The sequence below is a fragment of the Paenarthrobacter sp. RAF54_2 genome (genome assembly GCF_052113945.1).
Taxonomy (GTDB): domain Bacteria; phylum Actinomycetota; class Actinomycetes; order Actinomycetales; family Micrococcaceae; genus Arthrobacter.
The window spans coordinates 170,877-189,606 of sequence record NZ_JBFRDV010000007.1 but is presented as its reverse complement, the minus strand read 5'-3'; the positions used below and the strand labels follow the sequence as shown (position 1 = coordinate 189,606).

The window sequence follows — 18,730 nt, the reverse complement described above, 5'->3', positions numbered from 1 at the left end:
CCCGTAAACCGAGCCTGGAACGGCTAGGCAATCCGGAGGTTCTTCAACGAGGCAACGAAGCCACTCATCCGGAGGTTTTCAAATGAGGCAACGTATTACTCTTCCCGGAGGTATTGCAATGAGGCAACAGGACCACGACACGAACGTTTCAGTGCCATACCTTTGCTCGGGCATGAGGTTGAGTCCTGCGCGCAGCTAGGCGCCCATGGCACCCGGCAGTGGGACTTCCAGAACCTTGCCTCGTGCGCCAGTAATGGCTTTCCACGACGCCGCCATGTCCTTCATGGCCAGGACCTCGGGGCCGCCAACGGTTCTGACCCGGTGCTGCTCGGGAGAAGGCGGTTCCAGCGCAGCTTCGAGCAATGCAGCTGCGGCTTCCCTGGGTGAGATCGTCTGGAACCGCACTCCCTTGAACACCGGAATCAACCGTATCTTTGCACCTGCACTAAAGATCATTTCGACCAGGCTGTGGAATTGCGTGGCTCTGATAACCACCGTTTCCAGTTCGGCCCTCGCGTAGACCCGTTCCTTTGCCGCTTTGGAGACATAGTAGGAATGGGCGCTCTTGTCGCAGTTGATAATCGACAACGCCACAGCCCTGCGAACACCTGCCTGGTGAGCCACGCCAAGAAGACGCTCGCCGCCGTCGGCAAATTCCTTTTGGGGTTTCCCGAACCGGCCCTCAAGGCAATCAATGACGACGTCGGCACCCGCAAGCGCAGCTGCCAGACCATCGCCTGTGGTGACGTCGCCCGCAAAGTAGCTGGCGCCGTCGTAATGCTTCTCCGAACCGGGAGGCGGCACGTGGCGACTCAGGGCGGATACTGTGTGCCCGGCGTCGAGCGCCTGGCGAACAACCTCACGGCCTACCTGGCCGGTGCCACCCGCAACACAGAGCGTGGTCATTCCGGGCTAGGCGCGGCGACGCTGCAGGACATCGTCCAGGTTACTCAAGGCACTCTGCCCCTTGGATGCAGTGCGCACCTGCGCAGCTGCTGCGGCCTCCGCCTGCTCAACACTTTGCTTCAGCACCGGCTTGCCCACAGGCTTGGGAGCGTCAGGAAGATCCAAAGGCTCCGGAGCGGGGCGCGGCGCCTTCGCGGCACCAACGTAGGTGGGCTTGGGAACCTCAACCGGTTCCCAGCTGGCATCCTCGGAACCAGCGGCCCCCTCGGCGGACCTATCACCAGCGGACTTGTCAGCGGCGGACTTGTCACCAGCAGACTTGTCTCCGGCCGCTAGGGCAACAGCCAAGGCAGCCTGGCGTAGTTCCACGGCCGAAAGGCGTGCGGCTTCCAGCTTTCCGGCCTCAGCATCGAAAACCGGGGTTTCCTTGGCTTCGACAGGCGCTTCCTTTGGCAAGTACCGTGCCGGGGTTTGGATGGGCACCACTGGTGCAGCCCGCCGCGCACGACGTTCACGGAGATCCCGGAGGGCGAGTCGCCGCAAAGTCACTACCGCAAGTACCGAACCCACGAACGACACCAACGGCAGCCAGACATTACCGGTGCCGAACAGCCGCAGTACGCCCGAAACAATGGCAGTCAACAATAAGGCCAGACCTGCCAGGGCCAAAGTGAGCCGGGCATAACGAATAGTAAAGGGAGTTGCGGGCGGCTTCCTGGCCGACGACTCAGCCACGCTGGATTCCTGGGGCGACGCCGGTGCTTTGCTGTGCATGGTCTCCATCGGTTTCTCCTGCCGGGGTGCCAAAGTCAGTACCACCCCTGCCTGCGTTTCGTCTGGTTCGTCGTCAAATGCCTCTGCTGAAACAGTGGCCGCCTGGACCTGCTGCCGTCTGTTCCGAAGAACGTAAGGAGCGACCCATACCATCCAAAGCGCGACAGTGACCACAAGGATCACTGAGCTGCTGAGAGGGAAGTCCACATTCAAAACCGTAGAAGCAAATCATCAGGGGCGGCGGCATTGCGGTCGGTGTGTCGTCGGCGAGTCCACAAATGAATGGAGATACGGCTCAAAAGGGGCTATGACCTGCCTGTTCTTCCTCTGAGCCAGGCGCCGAGGAGTCCCTGCGGAACCTCCTCCGAGGTCAGTGCGAATGATCGATGATCCGCCCACTCCCCATTGATGTGCAAGTACCTCAGGCGGTAGCCTTCGTCCCGGAATCCGAGCTTTTCCACCACCCGGAGACTTGGTGCGTTCTCAGGCCGGATATTGATTTCCATCCTGTGCAGGCCCAGGGTCCGGAAGCAGTGGTCCGTAGCCATGGCAACTGCCGTGGGAGCAATGCCGTGCCCGGCGCGTTCCTTGTCAACCCAGTAACCCAAGGTAGCCATCATCGCCGAACCCCACACGATGGATGAGACCGTCAATTGCCCCACAATCTGCGGCTCACGGAACCCCTCGGTCCGCTCCGTGATGAGGAAGGGCAAAGCCGTGGACTGCCGGGCTTGCGCATTCAGGGATGCCACCATTTGACGGTAACTCGGCAGGCGCCCACCCGGCGCAGGATTGGACGCCTCCCAAGGTGCAAGCCATTCACTGTTCCGCGAACGGACTTCAGACCACTCCCGCTTGTCGCGGTAACGGATGGGCCGGAGCACCAAGGCTCCGCTTTCCAGCGTTACCGGCCAGATCGCAGAGCCGTACACCGGTGTTATTTGGGAAGACCGGCAGTGAAGGTGGGCAGCCACTCGCGGAGCTCGGGGCCCAAGTCATCGCGTTCGCATGCCAACTCGATGCAGGCCTTCAAGTAGCTCAACTTGTCACCGGTGTCATAGCGACGCCCACGGAAGACAACGCCATAAACGCCGTAGCCTTCACCTTCCCCGGCAGCCAGAACCTCAAGGGCATCCGTCAGCTGGATTTCTCCGCCGCGTCCGGGAGCAGTGTTCTCCAGGACGTCGAACACTGCCGGGTGCAGAACGTAGCGACCGATCACCGCGAGGTTGGATGGAGCTTCTTCGGGGGACGGCTTTTCCACCAGCTGCTTGATGCGGACGTAGCCGTCTTCACCGTTTTCCTCGACGTCGGCGCAACCGTAGGCGCTGATCTTCGAAGGCTCAACTTCGATGAGAGCGACAACGGAACCACCGGTTTTTTGCTGGACAGCGATCATTTCGCTGAGCAGGTCCTCGCGGGGATCGATCAGGTCATCGCCGAGCAAGACCGCGAACGGCTCGTACCCGACGTGCTGCTTTGCACGCAGGACCGCGTGGCCGAGGCCGTTGGGGTCGCCCTGGCGGACGTAGTGGATGTCGCCCAGATTGGTGGCGGACTGGATAGCCTCCAGCTTGGCAGTATCGCCCTTCGCTGCCAGCGTTGCTTCCAACGCCGGCACACGGTCAAAGTGATCTTCCAGGGCGCGCTTGCTGCGCCCGGTGATCATCAGGACGTCGTGCAGGCCAACCTTCACCGCTTCTTCGACGACGTACTGGATGGCTGGCTTGTCAACCACGGGCAGCATTTCCTTCGGCATCGCCTTCGTGGCGGGGAGGAACCTGGTACCAAGACCCGCTGCGGGGATGACGGCCTTACGGACAGCATTGTTATCGAGAGTCACCGGACTAATGTAACGGAAGGAATACATCAACGGGTAAACCCTCGCCGTGGAAAGACGCAGAAACAGCCCTTGAACTGGAGCGGATTTGCTGCTTTACGTAGACGACGGTAGCCCGCGCGAATCTCATGATCGGACAAAAATGGCATCGAAGGAAGACATCCGCAGCAGCCGACGCCTGTACAGGCGCGGCCTCACCAAGGAGCAAGTAGCCGAAGCGGGCGAGGCGATTGCACGGCACGGCTTGGCCTGGGCCGAGAAAATCTCGGCCGGATCCCCCAGGACCTTCGCGATCTACGTCGGCGTCTCCCACGAACCCCCAACCATGCCCCTGATCGCAGGCCTCCACAACGCCGGCCACCAGGTGCTGCTTCCCGTCTGCGAAGCCGGCCGCCAGTTGAGCTGGGTCTACTGGACGCCGGAGACAGCTTTCGTCCGGTCCGACTACGCACCCATCGACGAACCCGAAGGCGAGCGTTTGGACAGTGCCGTGGTGAGCGCTGTTGCGGGCATCTTCATGCCGGCCACCGCGGTGGACCGGAATGGCAACCGCATCGGACAGGGTGGCGGCTACTACGACCGTCTCCTCCAACGTCTGGACAGTTCCGGTGGGCGGCCACCCACCATTGCGGTGGTGTACGACGACGATGTATTGCCTTCCGGAGCTATCCCCGCCGAGCCTTTTGACCGTCCCGTGCCGGATGCCTTGACACCCTCGGGAATCGTCGCGCTTGGCGGCGGAGAGTGACCTGGTTGACGCTACGTGAAGCCGCCCACCTACGTGGAGTTGGCAGATAGCGGATGAACGGGATGCTGATGATAGAATTGGCACTCAGGCCCTGCGACTGCTAATGCGGAGATTCTCCGCCACGGCTCCACAGGACCTGAACCTTGTCCTGAAGGAGGAACTCAGTGCCCACATACGCATACGCCTGCAAAGACTGTGACCATGCCTTTGACATCGTCCAGTCCTTCTCTGACAGCTCCCTGACGGAGTGCCCTGAATGCCAGGGCGCGCTCCGCAAGAAGTTCAACAGCGTCGGCGTTGTCTTCAAGGGCTCGGGCTTCTACCGCACGGATTCGCGCGATGCCAAGGGCAGCACCGTCTCCGCTGCGCCCTCCTCCCCGGCGACTCCGACCCCGGCTGCCGCGCCTGCACCAGCGGCTGCAGCCGCAGCAAGCTAGCAGCACTTTTCCACACCAGCACTTTTCCACATAGGGCACCCGGCCGCTGTTGGGCGGCCGAGCCCGGTGGCTAACGTGGCGTCATGCCACTAAAGTCCACCACTTCGCCACTCCCCCGCCGCGAACATTCAACTGCCCCTGCCCGGGGCCGTGGTCGCTCCCGAAACCCGCCAACCAGCACGGCTGGCTCTTTCCTCCCACGGAAGCAGGGGCCACATCGCCAAGTGAGGCTGGGCCCCAGGCAGAGCCTGAACTTCTGGGTCTCCCGGAATCGTCGGCTGACAGTTGCACTGCTGCTCTGCCTGGCCACGGGCATTACAGTCCAACAGCTAACCCCTGCCTCTGAGCAGCGCGTCAGCATTCTCGTCGCTGCCCGTGATCTTGCCGCAGGCACCAGCCTCACAGTGGCCGACTTCACCACTGTTGATGTGCCGCCCGACCTCGCGATCTCCGGAGCCCTGGAGGATCACGTTTCACTGGTGGGCCGCCAGCTTGCCTCGCCCTTGACTAAAGGGCAGATTCCCACTGAATCCAATCTTCTGGGGCCGGGTCTTCTCACTGGTGCACCTGTAGGTTCAGCTGCGGTCCCTCTTCGCATGGCTGACCCTTCATCCATCCAGCTTCTGTCCCCGGGACAGCTGGTGAATGTAGTACTCACTGCTGCAGGATCATACGACGAGTCCCGGCAAACCGAAGTCCTGGCCGCCTCCGTCCCTGTTCTTTGGACGTCTGCCCAAGGGGGCAAACCTGGCCAATGGCTTGGCACCAGCGACACCGACGGCTTGATGGTGGTAGCTGCAGATCCCCGGCAAGCAGAAAAGCTTGCCGGCGCATCCACGCTTGGCAAGCTTTTCTTCGTTTTGGTCAATCCCTAGGTTTGGTCAATGCCCAGGTTTCGCCAATCCCTGATGGAGGGCTTGGATTCGGTGATCTCATCAGCCCCAATGCGGGGGCTTCTGCTCCTTCAACCACTGCTCATGGTCATAGTTGCCTTCGTCGCCCCAACGCCGGGGATCGTCTTCAGCGGCCTTGGTAGGCAAGATTCCACCGGAAGCTTGCTTCGTCGCTGGCGTCTTTGACTCTGCCTGCTCTTCAGCGTTTTCGGCGCCTACAGCTGCGGCCTGTTCGTCAGAGCCGCTTTCGTTGTCGGTTCCCTGTTCATTCACTGGTACTTCAGTCCCATCCTCTGGATCACTGGGCGTTGGATTGCTGGCTTCTGCGTTGCTTGGTTCGCCATCCGTCCCCCTGCGCCGGTTCACATCTGCCTGCCCGGGCTGCTGAGATTCCAGCGATGCCTGGGGACTTCCCGGGCTTTGCCGATGCGAAGCCCGGGTTGCGGAGGAACCGCTGTACGAGGAGCTGCTGTACGTGGACATCCCATATGAGGAGCTGGAATACGAGGAACCTGCATACGAGGAGCCAGCATTATCCAGATTCAATTGTTCAACATCCATGTCCAGGAAGCCATGCTCCGCTGGCGGGGCGGCCTGGGGAACATGGTTCTCAAGTCCCAAATAGGACCCGATTCGATCTGCGCAGGACGAAGGATCCGTGAACACTTCGATGGTCCACAGGGACATGTAACGCCAGCCCATGCGTTCCAGCAGCTGGGGCCTCAGACGGCTGCGTTCACGGACACTCATGCGTCGGTAACGTTCCGTGCCATCGGACTCGATTGCCACCGGCGTGGGAATCTCGGCGCCTTCCCGTCCAATGGTGTGGACGGGATCGGCAGCGGCGGCAATGTCCAGGACACCGTCATAAAGGTGCCACACGCGGGCGCCCCTCGCCCGCAACCTCTCGCCGAGATCGGCAACCAGAGGGTCCTCCCCCAAAGCCTGTTCGCTGGCAACGGCGCGCGAAGCAGGAGTTCCAAGGTTGCTGTTTCCGGACAGTTCCCGGTCCAGCAGTTCGTAAAAGTCCACAGCCCCGTGCGCCAAGCGGTCCAGATCCAGATCTTCCGGGCGGAAGCAGCTCAGGACGTGCATGGAACGGCGGGCACGGGTCATTGCCAAGGCAAAGCGGTTTCGTCCGCCCTCGGTGGACAGGGGTCCGAACGAGTGCAAGGCGCGGCCGTGGGGTGTCCGTCCATAGCCCAGGGAGAAAATGACATGGTCGCGCACCAGGCCTTGGGCACGCTCGAGGTCCACAACGCGGAAAGACTCGGGGCCGGCGCCGAAGAAGGCGGACAACAAGGGGTGGTTGGGCAACTGAAGCCGGATAGCCTCGCCGATCCGCGCAGCGTGGCGCAGGCTGGCCGTGACCACCGCCAAGGACGTGCGGGGCCGGAGTCTGGCATGCTCGAAGACAAGATCCACCACGCGGTTGACCTCCGCCGTAACGGACTCAACGCCCTCATGGTCCGCGCCGGGGAGGCCGGTTCCATCGGGGATGTACTCCACCAGGATCGAACGATCCAGGCCAGTTACCGAATTGCCATCAGGCAAACGCCGGAGGCCGCCATCGTAGTAGTTCTTGCTCAGCTGCAGGATCAGATCCTCATCGACCGCCCGGTAAACCCAGTTCAGCTGCCAGGTGGGCAGGACGCGTGCCAAGGCTTTGAACGCACTGTCCACGCTCTCGTGGCTGGCCACTCCCGCCACGGGGGGTTCGACGGCAACGCTGAAGGTGCGGGCGTTCGCGACCTTCGCATCCCCGAAGGCTATGACTTGCCGGGCCCGTGCAATCGCCGGGAGGACGGCCTGAAGTGAGGTCGATTCGGCGTCGATGATGATCACGGCGTCAAACTTCTGCTCCGCCGGAAGAACTCCCGTCAACAGGTACGGGCTCACCGACCACACCGGAACAAGCAGGGGCACGAGGTCAGGGGCCTGCGCACTCAAAGCAGGGAGCGTCACCCGACCATCCTTCAGCAGGGCACGCAGCAACTCGGCTTGCCGGGGGTGCTCCACTATCCCTTGGCCCCACTTCCGGGCCAACTGCCACCGCAAACGCGCAGCACCACTGGCAATGTGGGCTTGGTCCGCAAGGCGGTACTCAGCTTCAAGACGGCGGAGGGAGTCGCCGTCGGACATGGCGAGGTAGTCATCACCACTGATCATTGCTTCCAAGGCAGACTGCCACCAGGCAAGGTCAAGCTCGGCTGCCACCGAAGTGGCCGGAACTTCACGGGCGGCAAGGTCAGCGAGCAGCTCGCCGAGCCCGTGCTCGCGCATCTCCTCAATCAGGAGTGTGCGCTCCGGAAGTGTTTCAAGCGTGGCTGTATCCGCTACCAGCCGTTCGAGCCGCTCCATCAGTTCCAGATACGGAGTCTGGTGCAGCGAACCACCGGCCGAAGTGTGCTTGAGTGCCTCACCCAGGCGGCGAAGCTCGCCATCGAGTTCGCGGTACAAGGACCCGAGGTCAGCGAGCCCCGACGGCACGGCCGGGTGACGTTGGGTGGTTGCATAGCCCGCCCACAGGGCACGCTGCTCCTGGACCAGGACCAGGGAGCTGTGCAGGTCCGCGATGTGAACGCCAGGCCGCACATACTCCTTCGCCACCCGCCGCAGCCTCGAACGCTGCATGGACGGCATCTCCAGGTTCCGCTCCCGCCTCCACGCCGAGCTCGCAGTTGCAGAGATGAGGTCATGCACCGGGCGATCAAAAATATCCGGAGTGAACTTGTCCAGGCTTTCGCGCACGGCAATCAGCAATTCAAGCTGTGCGCCCCACTCCGTGAAGGTGTCCGCCAAACGGATCTCGGCGTGATCCGAAACCTGCTTCATGCGCTCGCGCAGGACGGGAAGTTTCTCCTCGGCGATGCGCGCAAGCTGTTGGGCCTCTTCTGTCTCCTTGCGGGTTACGAGCCGGGCACCGTACCAGGGGCTGGAGGTGGAAGCCCGGCTGAAGCTGCCCAGCTCGGCAGCACGACGCAGGCGCCCAGCCAGTTCTTCACGGTCCTTGATGTTGTCCAGCACACTGCGCTTCAGGCGCACCGTGGTGGACGGCGCCGGGTGGATGGACGTCAGCTCGGCCAACGATTGCATAGCCTGGTACGGCGAGCATCCCCAACGTTCGCGGACATTGTGGAGCGAGGCAACATGGTCCCTCAGGGCATGCCGGTGTCCGATCAGCGTCTGATGGAGGTTCCCGAGTTGGGGTTCCAGCGCCTTTTCATTGCGCATGATGGCACGGACCAACTGGCCCATTAGCTGCTGCGGTGTGGTGCCGTTGCCCGGACGGAACAACATCGAATCCAGGCCCAGCGATTCCAGGTGCGCAGAAAGTCCCGCCAGGCTGGACTGCCGGTCTCCCACCACGAGAACGGATTTGCCTTCGCTGACCAAGGCGCCAATCGCATTGATTGCCGTCTGGGTCTGGCCGCTGCCCGGTGGGGTGCTGACAACAAGCGAATCTCCCGCGCGAACAGCGTCCACAACATACTGCTGGTCCGTGTCAGCGTCGAGCAAGAGGAGTTCGTCTGCCGGGTCGCGTTCATCAAGGCTGGGGAACCGCCCTGCTTTGATGGGTTCGGGCTCAATCTCGCCACCATTGGCAGCAGTTGCCAGCGCAGCCACGGTGGGGTTGTTCATGTTGATCCACGGATCATCCAGGTTTCCCGAAAGATCAGCCAAAGTGGTCACGAGCAAGTTGAATTCAACCTCGGCGCCGTGAATGGGCTGAACCAGGGTAGCCAGGCGATCCAGGACCGGTTGGGGGTCAAGCCGGGCCGTGTTGTAGGCCATGCGGGCTACTGCATTGACGTCGAAGACGATGCCGTGGACGGTCTTCAGGTGACGTACCAAAGCCGGGTTCATGCGTGCTTGCTCGGTGAGCTGCAACTCGAAATCGTCCTCGCCCGGGCGAACGGTCAGGATAATGGAGGTCAGCATGACAGGGGCGGAAACCCGCTGGGGTTTGCCGCCTACGGCTGAAGTCCACACCACCGTGCCGGCGGAGAGGTACCCGGCCTCGATACCGCGATCATTGCTGAGCTCAAATATTTTGGAGCGAATGTTGCGTGCGGCCCGTGCCGCCACCAGATATTGCTGGCGGTCGCGGATAAGCGTGGACAACCTCGTTCTACGCCCAGCCAACAGCTGCGCGAGGCCCGACGGATGTGCGTTGCTGAGATCGATGGCGCCTTCGGGCGTCTTCACGAAACGCAGCATCGTGTCCGCCCCTGTAACGGGCTTAAGTCCGGACAGCCATTTGCGGAGCTCTTCGGAGCCCTCTTCCTGGCCTTGACCTAATGACACAACTGCTGCCTTCTTTTCTGTACTAGCTTTAGACGCCTTGGACCATACCGGCATACTTTCGAGGGTAGCGGGAATACTCCTTCAGCCCGCTCCGCAACACTGTGCCAATGCGAAATTCGCCGTCATTTCACAGCTGAAAGAACAGTGGCCGGCCTCCCAGGGGAGGCCCGCCACTCAAAATGCTATTCCCACTCGATGGTTCCCGGCGGCTTGCTGGTGACGTCCAGCACCACGCGGTTAACTCCATCCACTTCGTTGGTAATGCGGTTGGAGATGCGCGCCAGGAGGTCATACGGCAAACGCGACCAGTCGGCCGTCATTGCGTCCTCGGACGATACCGGACGGAGAACGATCGGGTGGCCGTAGGTACGGCCATCGCCCTGGACGCCGACACTGCGTACATCAGCCAACAGAACCACCGGCATCTGCCATACATCGTTGTCCAAACCGGCAGCAGTCAGCTCGGCACGGGCAATGGCGTCAGCCTTACGGAGCAGGTCGAGACGCTCCTTGGTGACTTCACCAACGATCCGGATACCGAGGCCGGGGCCGGGGAACGGCTGGCGGCCTACGATTTCCTGAGGCAGGCCAAGCTGGGCACCGACCGCGCGGACTTCGTCCTTGAACAGGGCGCGCAGAGGCTCGACGAGCTCGAACTGCAGGTCCTCAGGAAGCCCACCCACGTTGTGGTGGCTCTTGATGTTCGCAGCGCCCTCGCCGCCGCCGGACTCGACGACGTCCGGGTACAGCGTGCCCTGGACCAGGAACTTGATCTTCTCACCCTCGGCAGTCGCCTGGGCGATGATGGCCCGCTCCGCTTCCTCGAAGGCCCGAATGAATTCACGGCCAATAATCTTGCGCTTGGTCTCGGGATCGCTGACTCCGGCCAACGCAGACTGGAAGCGCTCTTGCTCGTTGGCAACATACAGATTTACGCCTGTAGCTGCCACGAAGTCGCGTTCAACCTGTTCTGCTTCGCCTTCGCGAAGGAGGCCGTGATCCACGAAGACACAGGTCAACTGGTCTCCAACGGCCCTCTGAACCAGGGCTGCGGCAACGGCCGAATCCACACCGCCGGAAAGACCGCAGATGACCTTGGAGTCGCCGATCTGCTGGCGGATGCGATCCACCTGCTCTTCGAGGATATTGCCCGTGGTCCAGTTAGGGCTCAGGCCCGCGCCCTTGAACAGGAAGTTCTCCAGGACGTGCTGGCCGTGCACGGAGTGCTTGACCTCCGGATGCCACTGCACACCGTAGAGGCGCTTTTCCTCGTTGGCGAAGGCGGCTACCGGTGCGCCGGCCGTGGTGGCCAGCACTTCGAAACCCTCGGGAGCTTCCTGGACGGAATCGCCGTGGCTCATCCAGGTGTTCTGTGAGGAGGGCACGCCATCAAGAATCGAGCGGGCATCGCCAACCACCAGTGCTTCGGTGGCGCCGTACTCCCGGAGGCCCGTCTCGGCCACCTTGCCGCCCAGTGCGTTGGCCATGGCCTGGAAGCCGTAGCAGATACCAAAAACGGGCACCCCGGCTTCAAAAAGGTCCGCTCCAACGCGCGGAGCACCTTCTGCGTAGACGCTGGAAGGTCCGCCGGAAAGGATGATGGCTGCCGGGTTTTTGGCCAGAAGCTGCTCGGTGGTGAAGGTATGCGGAACAATTTCCGAATACACATTCGCTTCGCGGACGCGGCGGGCAATCAGCTGCGCGTACTGGGCACCGTAGTCAACAACCAGCACCGGCTTCTGGGAAGTCTGGGGTGCGGTGGGAGTAGTCACCAACCAAGACTACTTTGCCAGGCCGCCCCGGTGCACGTTGGCAGCGGCCCGAAGAGGTCAATTACGGGCTGGTGGTTAGGTATCTCACACCCTAACGCCTCTTGGGCTGGCCCTGATGCCGCTAGTAGCGCTTTGAGGCCTGCGGGTTGGCTGCCAGTTCGGCCTCAACCTGAGCGTGGAACTTCTTCTCGACGATGAACGACATCAGGGGTACGACACCACCCAAGGCCAGCAAGACCAGCTTGGAGAAGGGCCAGCGCATGAGCGACCACAGCCGGAAGTTGGACACCAGATACACCACGTACATCCAGCCATGGACGATCAATACAGTGGTGGAGATGTTGAAGCCACCGATCACGCCCTTGGGCTCAGACTCAGCGAATCCGAAGCCAAACGGCTTACCGGTCACGGCGTCCGTGCCACCGGCAAAGAGCGATACGCCGAAGCCATAACGGGCAATCAGCTCCGCGCAGAGCAGCAGGAGCATGGCACCGGTCAGGTAGGCCATGACTTTGTAGAACTTCAGCGCCGAACGGATCTGGGCTTCCGTTCCACCAAACTTGCGCTTCTTCGGCTTGGGTCCGGAGTGCTCGGGCTGGATGGCCGGCTTGGGCTCAATCATTACTGCACCTTTTGTTCTGGCCCAGGTTGCTGGGGTTCAGGGCTTGTTGGTTCGTTGGGGTGGTGATTATCTTCGTCGAACTCGTCGTCTTCGAGCTCGCGACGGTAGTCGTCAGCCACCATCCGCCACCAGATGTACAGGGCGAATCCTGCGAAGACCACCCACTCAACGGAATAGAAGAGGTTCAGCCAGTTGATCTGTTGTTCCGGCGGCTGCGCAGGGATGTTGAGGGGCTTTACCGCGTCATTGACGACGACGGGAACACCTCCGGCTAGTTCTGATGTTGCGGCAACGAAGCCTTGGTAGCTGGAGACGTCCCAGACGTTGATGAGTTCGGCAACGGCCACCGCAGACGCCCGGCCTGGACCGGCGTCGACGTTTGGCACCGGCGCTTCAGAGGGCAGCAGGCGGCCGGTCAGCGTGATAGTGCCCGACGGCGGCGGAACGGCTTGGGCGGCGTCGGCCACCCAGCCCCGGGCTACTGGAATCCAGGTCTTGGGCGAGGCCGCGACACCGCTCAGCTTCGGAGCATTGTCCACAGCGAACGCCGAGACAATCCAGAATCCCTTCTGGCCGTTGTACAGGCGGCCCTCCACGAGGACCTGCTTGGCGGGATCGTAGGAGCCGGTGGCCGTGACCATCTGGTCGGAGACAGAACCGGGGAAGAACTGCCCGGGCTGCAGGACGTCCACCAGCGGCTTGACCTCTTCAATGCCGGGCGATACGGGAGCTTCGTGCTGGGTGGACCGGCTGAGCTGCCACTGGCTGAGCAGCACAAAAACCGCGGACAAGAGAAGCGCAAAGACGAGTCCTGCGATCCAGCGGGGTTTCAGCGCGGTTTTCAACACCCCTTAACCGTACTTCGTCCGGCTGTAGAACAACGAAACGAACGGCAGGAACCTTAGCCCTGGAACGGGTCCCTGGGCTCCATCTCAATGGTCAAATCTCAGTGATCGAAGAACACCAGGCTGGAGTTGATGAGTTCGGAAATGACCTCGGTATCGTGAGCCCGGCGCAGGGACTCCCGGAATGACTCCTTGGAGAGCGAACGGGCCAAAGTAGCCAGGACTTCCAAATGGTCCGAGAAGGAGCTGGCAGGGGTGGCAATGAGCAGGATCAGCGTGGCGGGACCATCAGTGGCACCAAAATCCAGGGCATGGCCGAACTTCGTGACGCCCACTGCAATCGAAATCCGGTCTACGAATTCACTGCGTGCATGCGGCAGTCCAATGCCACCGGGAAGCCCGGTAGCCAGCTGGTGTTCCCGGGAATGGACCTGCTCCAGGAAGCCCTGGAGGTTCGAGATCCGGCCAGCCGCGTGAAGCCGTTCCGCAAGTTGTGCCGCAGCGTCGATTTTGTCCTCGGCAACGAGCTCCAGGATGACGGTGTCTGGCGTCGTCAGTTCCGCGTCATACCGGTCAAGTGGTTCAGCCAAGTCGTGTTCCCTCCAATGTGGCCTTCCGGCCGCAGGTCCTGTGTTTGCTCAGCGAAGGGGAACGATGTCATCGACTCCCATGCGCGCGGCGTCAGCTGATTCGTCATCGGGTTGTTGCTGGCTAAGCCGCTCAGCTTCCACCCGGGCCAGATAGTGCTTTATTTCGCTTTCCCGCTGTGCTTCGCTCCAGCCAAGGATTTCTCCCATCAGCTTAGCCACTACTGGCACTGCTGACACACCCCGGTCCCAGGCTTCGATCGAGATTCGGGTGCGGCGCGTCAAAACGTCGTGAACATGACGGGCGCCCTCATGGGTGGTGGCGTAGACCACCTCTGCGGCAAGGTAATCGTCCGCACCGGGAAGCGGCTCCCCGAGTTCAGGTTGCGCCGCGATGAGATCCAGCACTTCCGAGGCCATGGAGCCGTAGCGGTTGAGCAGGTGTTCCACGCGGGCAACATGGACGCCGGCTTCTTCCGCTGAGCGGCCGCGGCGGTTCCAGGCGGCCTTGAACCCCTCTGCACCGAGCAGCGGGATGGTTTCGGTGCAGCTGGAGGGAACCCGTTCATCCATCGCCCGGGTGGCTTCATCCACCGCATCTTTGGCCATGACGCGGTAGGTAGTGAACTTCCCGCCAGCCACCACCACCAGCCCTGGCACCGGATGAGCCACCACGTGTTCGCGGGAGAGTTTGGCGGTGGAGTCGTTTTCCCCTGCAAGAAGGGGGCGGAGTCCTGCGTAGACGCCTTCTACATCCTCGCGGGTGAGGGGCCGCTTAAGGACCTTGTTGACGTGCTCCAAGACGTAGTCAATGTCCTTGCTGGACGCGGCGGGGTGCGCCTTGTCCAGCTTCCAGTCAGTGTCCGTTGTCCCGATGATCCAGTGGCGGCCCCAGGGGATCACGAAGAGCACTGACTTCTCCGTGCGCAGGATCAGCCCAACTGTGGATTGGAACCTGTCCCGCGGTACCACCAGGTGAATGCCCTTGGATGCCCTGACCTTGAGCTGGCCCCGATCCGTAACCATGGCCTGGGTTTCGTCCGTCCACACGCCTGTGGCATTGACCACCTGCTTGGCACGCACTTCGAAGACGCTGCCGTCTTCCTGGTTTTCCAGCTTGGCCCCCACCACGCGTTCCCCTTCCCGGAGGAAGTCCACCACACGCACCCTGTTCACAGCATGGGCGCCATAGTGGGCTGCGGTGCGCACAAGGTTGACCACCAAACGGGCGTCGTCCACTTGGGCATCGTAGTAGCGGATGGAACCAACGAAGGCATCGTCCTTGAGGCTGGGAGCCGCCCTGAGGGTGCCGCGCCTGAAGAGGTGCTTGTGCATGGGAACACCGCGGCTGTGTCCGGACGTGAGACCCAAGGTGTCGTAAAGCATGATGCCCGCGCCCACATAGGGGCGCTCCCAGAACCTGCGCGTCAGGGGGTAGAGGAAAGGGACAGGGCGGACCAGGTGGGGTGCGATCTGCTGGATCAGCAAACCACGTTCCTGCAGGGCCTCCTGGACCAGCCCGAAATCAAGCATTTCAAGGTAGCGGAGGCCGCCATGGATGAGCTTGGATGATCGCGATGACGTCCCTGAAGCCCAGTCCCTTGCCTCAACTATGCCCACCGTGAGGCCGCGGGTCACGGCGTCGAGGGCTGCTCCAGCCCCCACCACTCCTCCGCCGACAATCAGGATGTCCAACTGCTTGCCGGGTTCGGCAGTGGCTTTCAGGACTTCAATGGATGCGGCACGGGATTCCGGGCTTAATGCTCCCGGAGAATTCACCTGCGGACCGCCTGCGACATTGCTCATCGGACCCCTCCTCAAACGCAACTGCTGGTAGTCCCCTACCCTACTTGTTGGCTGGTCCGATTGGCAGAAGTCCTAGTTGCCCGAGTATGGGGATACTACGACGTCCACGCGCTGGAATTCCTTGAGGTCCGAGTACCCTGTGGTCGCCATGGACCGACGCAGAGCGCCAATGAGGTTGGACGTACCGTCGGTGTGGTGCCCGGGCCCGAAGAGGACTTCCTCCAGGGATCCGACCGTGCCAACGTTGACGCGGTCGCCACGGGGTGATTCGAGGTGATGCGCTTCCGGACCCCAGTGCCAGCCGCGGCCCGGAGCTTCTTCGGCGCGCGCGAGGGCGCTGCCCAGCATGACTGCGTCCGCTCCCATCGCGATGGCCTTGACGATGTCGCCCGAGCGGCCCATGCCGCCGTCGGCGATGACGTGGACATAGCGCCCGCCGGACTCATCCATGTAGTCGCGACGGGCCGCAGTGACGTCTGAAATGGCCGACGCCATGGGCGAATGAATGCCCAGCGCACGGCGCGTGGTGGTGGTAGCACCTCCACCGAAGCCAACCAGGACGCCTGCGGCACCCGTCCGCATGAGGTGCAGGGCCGGTGTGTAACCAGCTGCTCCACCAACGATCACGGGGACATCGAGTTCGTAGATGAACTGCTTAAGGTTCAGTGGCTCATGGTTTTTGGAGACGTGCTCGGCGGAGACCGTGGTGCCACGGATGACGAAGATATCGACGCCGGCAGCCACCACGGTCTTGTAGTGTTCCTGGGTGCGCTGTGGGGTCAGGGAGCCGGCCACGGTGACGCCGGCGGCGCGGATTTCTGCCAGGCGGGAGCTGATGAGCTCTGGCTGAATGGGTGCCTGGTAAAGATCCTGCATTCGGCGGGTGACGGCCGGGCTGCTGGTTTCGTTGGCCAGGCCTGCGATCTCGTCGAGCACCTTCTGTGGGTTTTCGTACCGGGTCCAGAGGCCTTCAAGGTCCAGGACGCCAAGACCACCCAAACGGCCCAAAGTGATGGCCGTGTCCGGGGACATCACAGAGTCCATGGGGGCGGCAATCACCGGCATGTCGAACTTATAGGCGTCGATCTGCCAGGAGACAGAGACGTCCTTCGGGTCACGCGTCCGACGATTCGGAACGATCGCGATGTCATCCAGGGAGTAGGCACGACGCCCACGCTTGCCACGGCCAATCTCAATCTCATAAGTCACTGCTCGAGTTTATCCCACCAAAACCAAGCCATCGTTTTGTTCCAAGCTGCTCTTAGGGGGTGTTCTGGCTGGTCTCTTCCACGGTGAGCTGGGATTCGAACATCCGGAAGTACCGGCCCCTCAACGCCACCAGCTCCTTGTGCGTTCCTTGTTCGGCAATCCGCCCGTCCTCCAGCATGTACACGACATCTGCCTTTTCGATGGTGGCCAGCCGGTGGCTGATGGCAATGATGGTGCTGTTCCGGTCCGCGAAAAGCCGGGTGAAGATCCGGTGCTCGGCCAAAGCGTCGATGGCCGACGTCGGTTCGTCCATGACCATGAAGGAGGCATCCCGGTAGAAGTTCCGGGCCATGGCCAATCGCTGCCATTGCCCGCCTGAGAGCCCACTCCCCTTTCGTCCGCGGGGATCCTCCATCCAATTGCTCACATGGTTTTCCAGGCCGTTGGGCAGCTTGTTGATGAATTCCATGGCCTCGGCATCTGAGGCTGCCCTCCGGATGCGTTGCTCGTCCCGGGCTTGATCGACATCGCCCAAATAGATGTTCTCCGCGGCCGTAGCGAATTCATACTTCAGGAATTCCTGGCTGAGGACCGCAAGGTGCCGGTGCCAACTGGTCACGTCGATCCCGGTGAGATCGACGCCGTCGAGCAGTACGTGGCCTGAATCCGGCCGGTAGAGACCGGCCAGGATCCGGATCAGCGTGGACTTTCCTGCGCCATTCTCACCAACTATCGCAATGTGCTGGCCTGCCCTGATGGTCAGGGAAATGCCCTTGATAACTTCAACGTCACTCCCCGTATAGCTGAAGCGGATGTCCCGCATTTCCACAACGGACGGCGACTTCACCAAGGGAGGTTCGTGGCCGCTGGGCACCGGAAGCGCCATGAACAGCTCGTAGTCTTTGAGGTTGGCAAGGTCTTCGTCAATGGAACTCAGCGACGAGACCAGGTTGCTGGCGGTGGACAGGGCCCGGCTGACGATCTGTTGGATGTAGAGGAACTGCCCTACCGCCTGTGCCCTGGCAATGATTTGTCCCACCACCCAGATCAACGACACTACTTCGGCCCCATACTGCAGGGCGTCCGCTGCGAGCTGCTTGGGGATGTAGCGCTTCTGGAAATCCAGCCGCCGGCGCTCGTCAGCGTCCCGAAGCCGGGACCGCAGGTCCATCAGATAGCCCACGATTCCATAGAGCCGCATCTCGGCAATGTGCTGGGGCCTCAGGAGGTTGGTCTCGATCATTCGCCGTTGACGCCGGGAATCCACTTGGGTATTCCAATGGGCTATTTGCTCTCGTGAGAGTTTGAACTGCAAGTAGACGCTCGGGACGATCGCTATCAGGACAATGACAGCGATCCACCAACTGACCAACAACAGCGCACCGACTGCCAGGATGACCGAAACCAACTGCGTAAAGATGGCCGCAATCCTGTCCAGGACCCGCGCATAGGAATCGGAGAACCGCTTGGCGCGATCGTAGAGGTCCACGGTTTCTTTGTCGTCATAGCGCCAGAACTCCAGCGCCAGGAAGCGCTCGTACATCATGTCGCCGACGATCGCGCCTACTTTGAAGCTCATCAACTGCTGGATGTATCGGTCGACGCTGCTGAAGGCGCCCCAAAACAGTCCCAGCGCGGCGGTAATGATGACGTACAGAATGGCCCGTGGACCGGCGTCGGGATCTCCCGCGTAACCGGCCGCCAACGCAGTGGTGGTCAACGCGGCGAAGTAGGTGGTTACCAGCGGCAGCGTGGCCGAAATCAGGGAGCCAGCCACTTTCATGATGACTGCAATCGGGGATGCCTTGAAACTCACCTTCAGGACCTGCCCGACGGCGCGTGCGTATGGCCGGAGGGCAAGCTTGCGGGGCGCTTTGCCGGGTTGGACTGAATTCAGCCGGACTGACTCCGGGTGCCGCGGTTGTGCGGGCTTTTCGGACATGTCCCCAGCCTATTCCTACCCACAGACATTTCAGTTGCGGC

At 61.8% G+C, this 18,730-nt stretch carries 15 protein-coding genes; 3 read left to right on the top strand and 12 right to left on the bottom strand.

All coding sequences use genetic code 11. The features are described from left to right. Window positions 1–195: 195 nt before the first annotated feature. From AB4Y87_RS09640 to galU, 4 genes are all read right to left on the bottom strand, one after another. Window positions 196–906 carry an SDR family oxidoreductase gene (locus tag AB4Y87_RS09640; RefSeq protein ID WP_442004121.1) on the bottom strand — a complete coding sequence of 237 codons (711 nt, stop codon included), beginning with the start codon at window positions 904–906 and terminating at the stop codon, window positions 196–198. Between the two features lie 6 nt (window positions 907–912). Next, window positions 913–1,854, bottom strand: coding sequence for a hypothetical protein (locus tag AB4Y87_RS09635; protein WP_442004128.1), 942 nt, complete (start codon window positions 1,852–1,854; stop codon window positions 913–915). A 131-nt stretch (window positions 1,855–1,985) separates the two neighbouring features. After that, complete coding sequence (locus AB4Y87_RS09630; RefSeq protein WP_442004120.1) at window positions 1,986–2,612, bottom strand: GNAT family N-acetyltransferase; 627 nt, start codon at window positions 2,610–2,612, stop codon at window positions 1,986–1,988. Between the two features lie 5 nt (window positions 2,613–2,617). After that, on the bottom strand, window positions 2,618–3,550 hold the full coding sequence (gene galU / locus AB4Y87_RS09625) for a UTP--glucose-1-phosphate uridylyltransferase GalU (RefSeq protein ID WP_442004119.1): 933 nt from the start codon (window positions 3,548–3,550) through the stop codon (window positions 2,618–2,620). 112 nt (window positions 3,551–3,662) lie between these two features. Here galU and AB4Y87_RS09620 point away from each other — a divergent pair, with 112 nt between their 5' ends. The 3 genes from AB4Y87_RS09620 to cpaB all read left to right on the top strand — a co-directional run bounded on the left by AB4Y87_RS09620 (window position 3,663) and on the right by cpaB (window position 5,580). Beyond that, window positions 3,663–4,268 (top strand): 5-formyltetrahydrofolate cyclo-ligase, encoded by a 606-nt coding sequence (locus tag AB4Y87_RS09620; RefSeq protein WP_442004118.1) that lies wholly within the window; start codon window positions 3,663–3,665, stop codon window positions 4,266–4,268. 164 nt (window positions 4,269–4,432) lie between these two features. After that, window positions 4,433–4,705, top strand: coding sequence for an FmdB family zinc ribbon protein (locus tag AB4Y87_RS09615; protein WP_442004117.1), 273 nt, complete (start codon window positions 4,433–4,435; stop codon window positions 4,703–4,705). A gap of 224 nt (window positions 4,706–4,929) precedes the next feature. Next, window positions 4,930–5,580, top strand: coding sequence for a Flp pilus assembly protein CpaB (gene cpaB / locus AB4Y87_RS09610; protein ID WP_442004116.1), 651 nt, complete (start codon window positions 4,930–4,932; stop codon window positions 5,578–5,580). A gap of 60 nt (window positions 5,581–5,640) precedes the next feature. Here cpaB and AB4Y87_RS09605 read toward each other — a convergent pair whose 3' ends face one another. From AB4Y87_RS09605 to AB4Y87_RS09570, 8 genes are all read right to left on the bottom strand, one after another. Continuing rightward, window positions 5,641–9,960, bottom strand: a complete 4,320-nt coding sequence (locus AB4Y87_RS09605) for an AAA family ATPase (protein ID WP_442004115.1) — start codon at window positions 9,958–9,960, stop codon at window positions 5,641–5,643. Between the two features lie 128 nt (window positions 9,961–10,088). Then, window positions 10,089–11,678: a glutamine-hydrolyzing GMP synthase gene (guaA, locus tag AB4Y87_RS09600; protein WP_442004114.1), complete on the bottom strand. Its 1,590-nt coding sequence runs from the start codon at window positions 11,676–11,678 to the stop codon at window positions 10,089–10,091. A gap of 121 nt (window positions 11,679–11,799) precedes the next feature. Continuing rightward, on the bottom strand, window positions 11,800–12,300 hold the full coding sequence (locus AB4Y87_RS09595) for a DUF3817 domain-containing protein (RefSeq protein ID WP_442004113.1): 501 nt from the start codon (window positions 12,298–12,300) through the stop codon (window positions 11,800–11,802). Further along, complete coding sequence (locus AB4Y87_RS09590) at window positions 12,300–13,148, bottom strand: SURF1 family protein (protein WP_442004112.1); 849 nt, start codon at window positions 13,146–13,148, stop codon at window positions 12,300–12,302. The genes AB4Y87_RS09595 and AB4Y87_RS09590 overlap by 1 nt, the downstream gene beginning before the upstream one ends. A gap of 98 nt (window positions 13,149–13,246) precedes the next feature. Next, window positions 13,247–13,735, bottom strand: coding sequence for a PTS sugar transporter subunit IIA (locus AB4Y87_RS09585; protein ID WP_216925144.1), 489 nt, complete (start codon window positions 13,733–13,735; stop codon window positions 13,247–13,249). A 48-nt stretch (window positions 13,736–13,783) separates the two neighbouring features. Then, complete coding sequence (locus AB4Y87_RS09580) at window positions 13,784–15,538, bottom strand: glycerol-3-phosphate dehydrogenase/oxidase (protein WP_442004111.1); 1,755 nt, start codon at window positions 15,536–15,538, stop codon at window positions 13,784–13,786. A 72-nt stretch (window positions 15,539–15,610) separates the two neighbouring features. Further along, window positions 15,611–16,747 (bottom strand): GuaB3 family IMP dehydrogenase-related protein, encoded by a 1,137-nt coding sequence (locus AB4Y87_RS09575; protein ID WP_431115884.1) that lies wholly within the window; start codon window positions 16,745–16,747, stop codon window positions 15,611–15,613. A gap of 52 nt (window positions 16,748–16,799) precedes the next feature. Beyond that, window positions 16,800–18,689, bottom strand: coding sequence for an ABC transporter ATP-binding protein (locus tag AB4Y87_RS09570; RefSeq protein WP_442004110.1), 1,890 nt, complete (start codon window positions 18,687–18,689; stop codon window positions 16,800–16,802). Window positions 18,690–18,730: the final 41 nt, after the last annotated feature.

Bases quoted from the DNA above. Each gene is read 5' to 3' on its own strand.
- galU (WP_442004119.1), bottom strand. From the start codon at position 3,550: ATGTATTCCTTCCGTTACATTAGTCCGGTGACTCTCGATAACAATGCT.
- AB4Y87_RS09580 (WP_442004111.1), bottom strand. From the start codon at position 15,538: ATGAGCAATGTCGCAGGCGGTCCGCAGGTGAATTCTCCGGGAGCATTA.
- AB4Y87_RS09570 (WP_442004110.1), bottom strand. From the start codon at position 18,689: ATGTCCGAAAAGCCCGCACAACCGCGGCACCCGGAGTCAGTCCGGCTG.
- AB4Y87_RS09640 (WP_442004121.1), bottom strand. From the start codon at position 906: ATGACCACGCTCTGTGTTGCGGGTGGCACCGGCCAGGTAGGCCGTGAG.
- AB4Y87_RS09595 (WP_442004113.1), bottom strand. From the start codon at position 12,300: ATGATTGAGCCCAAGCCGGCCATCCAGCCCGAGCACTCCGGACCCAAG.
- AB4Y87_RS09605 (WP_442004115.1), bottom strand. From the start codon at position 9,960: ATGCCGGTATGGTCCAAGGCGTCTAAAGCTAGTACAGAAAAGAAGGCA.
- AB4Y87_RS09620 (WP_442004118.1), top strand. From the start codon at position 3,663: ATGGCATCGAAGGAAGACATCCGCAGCAGCCGACGCCTGTACAGGCGC.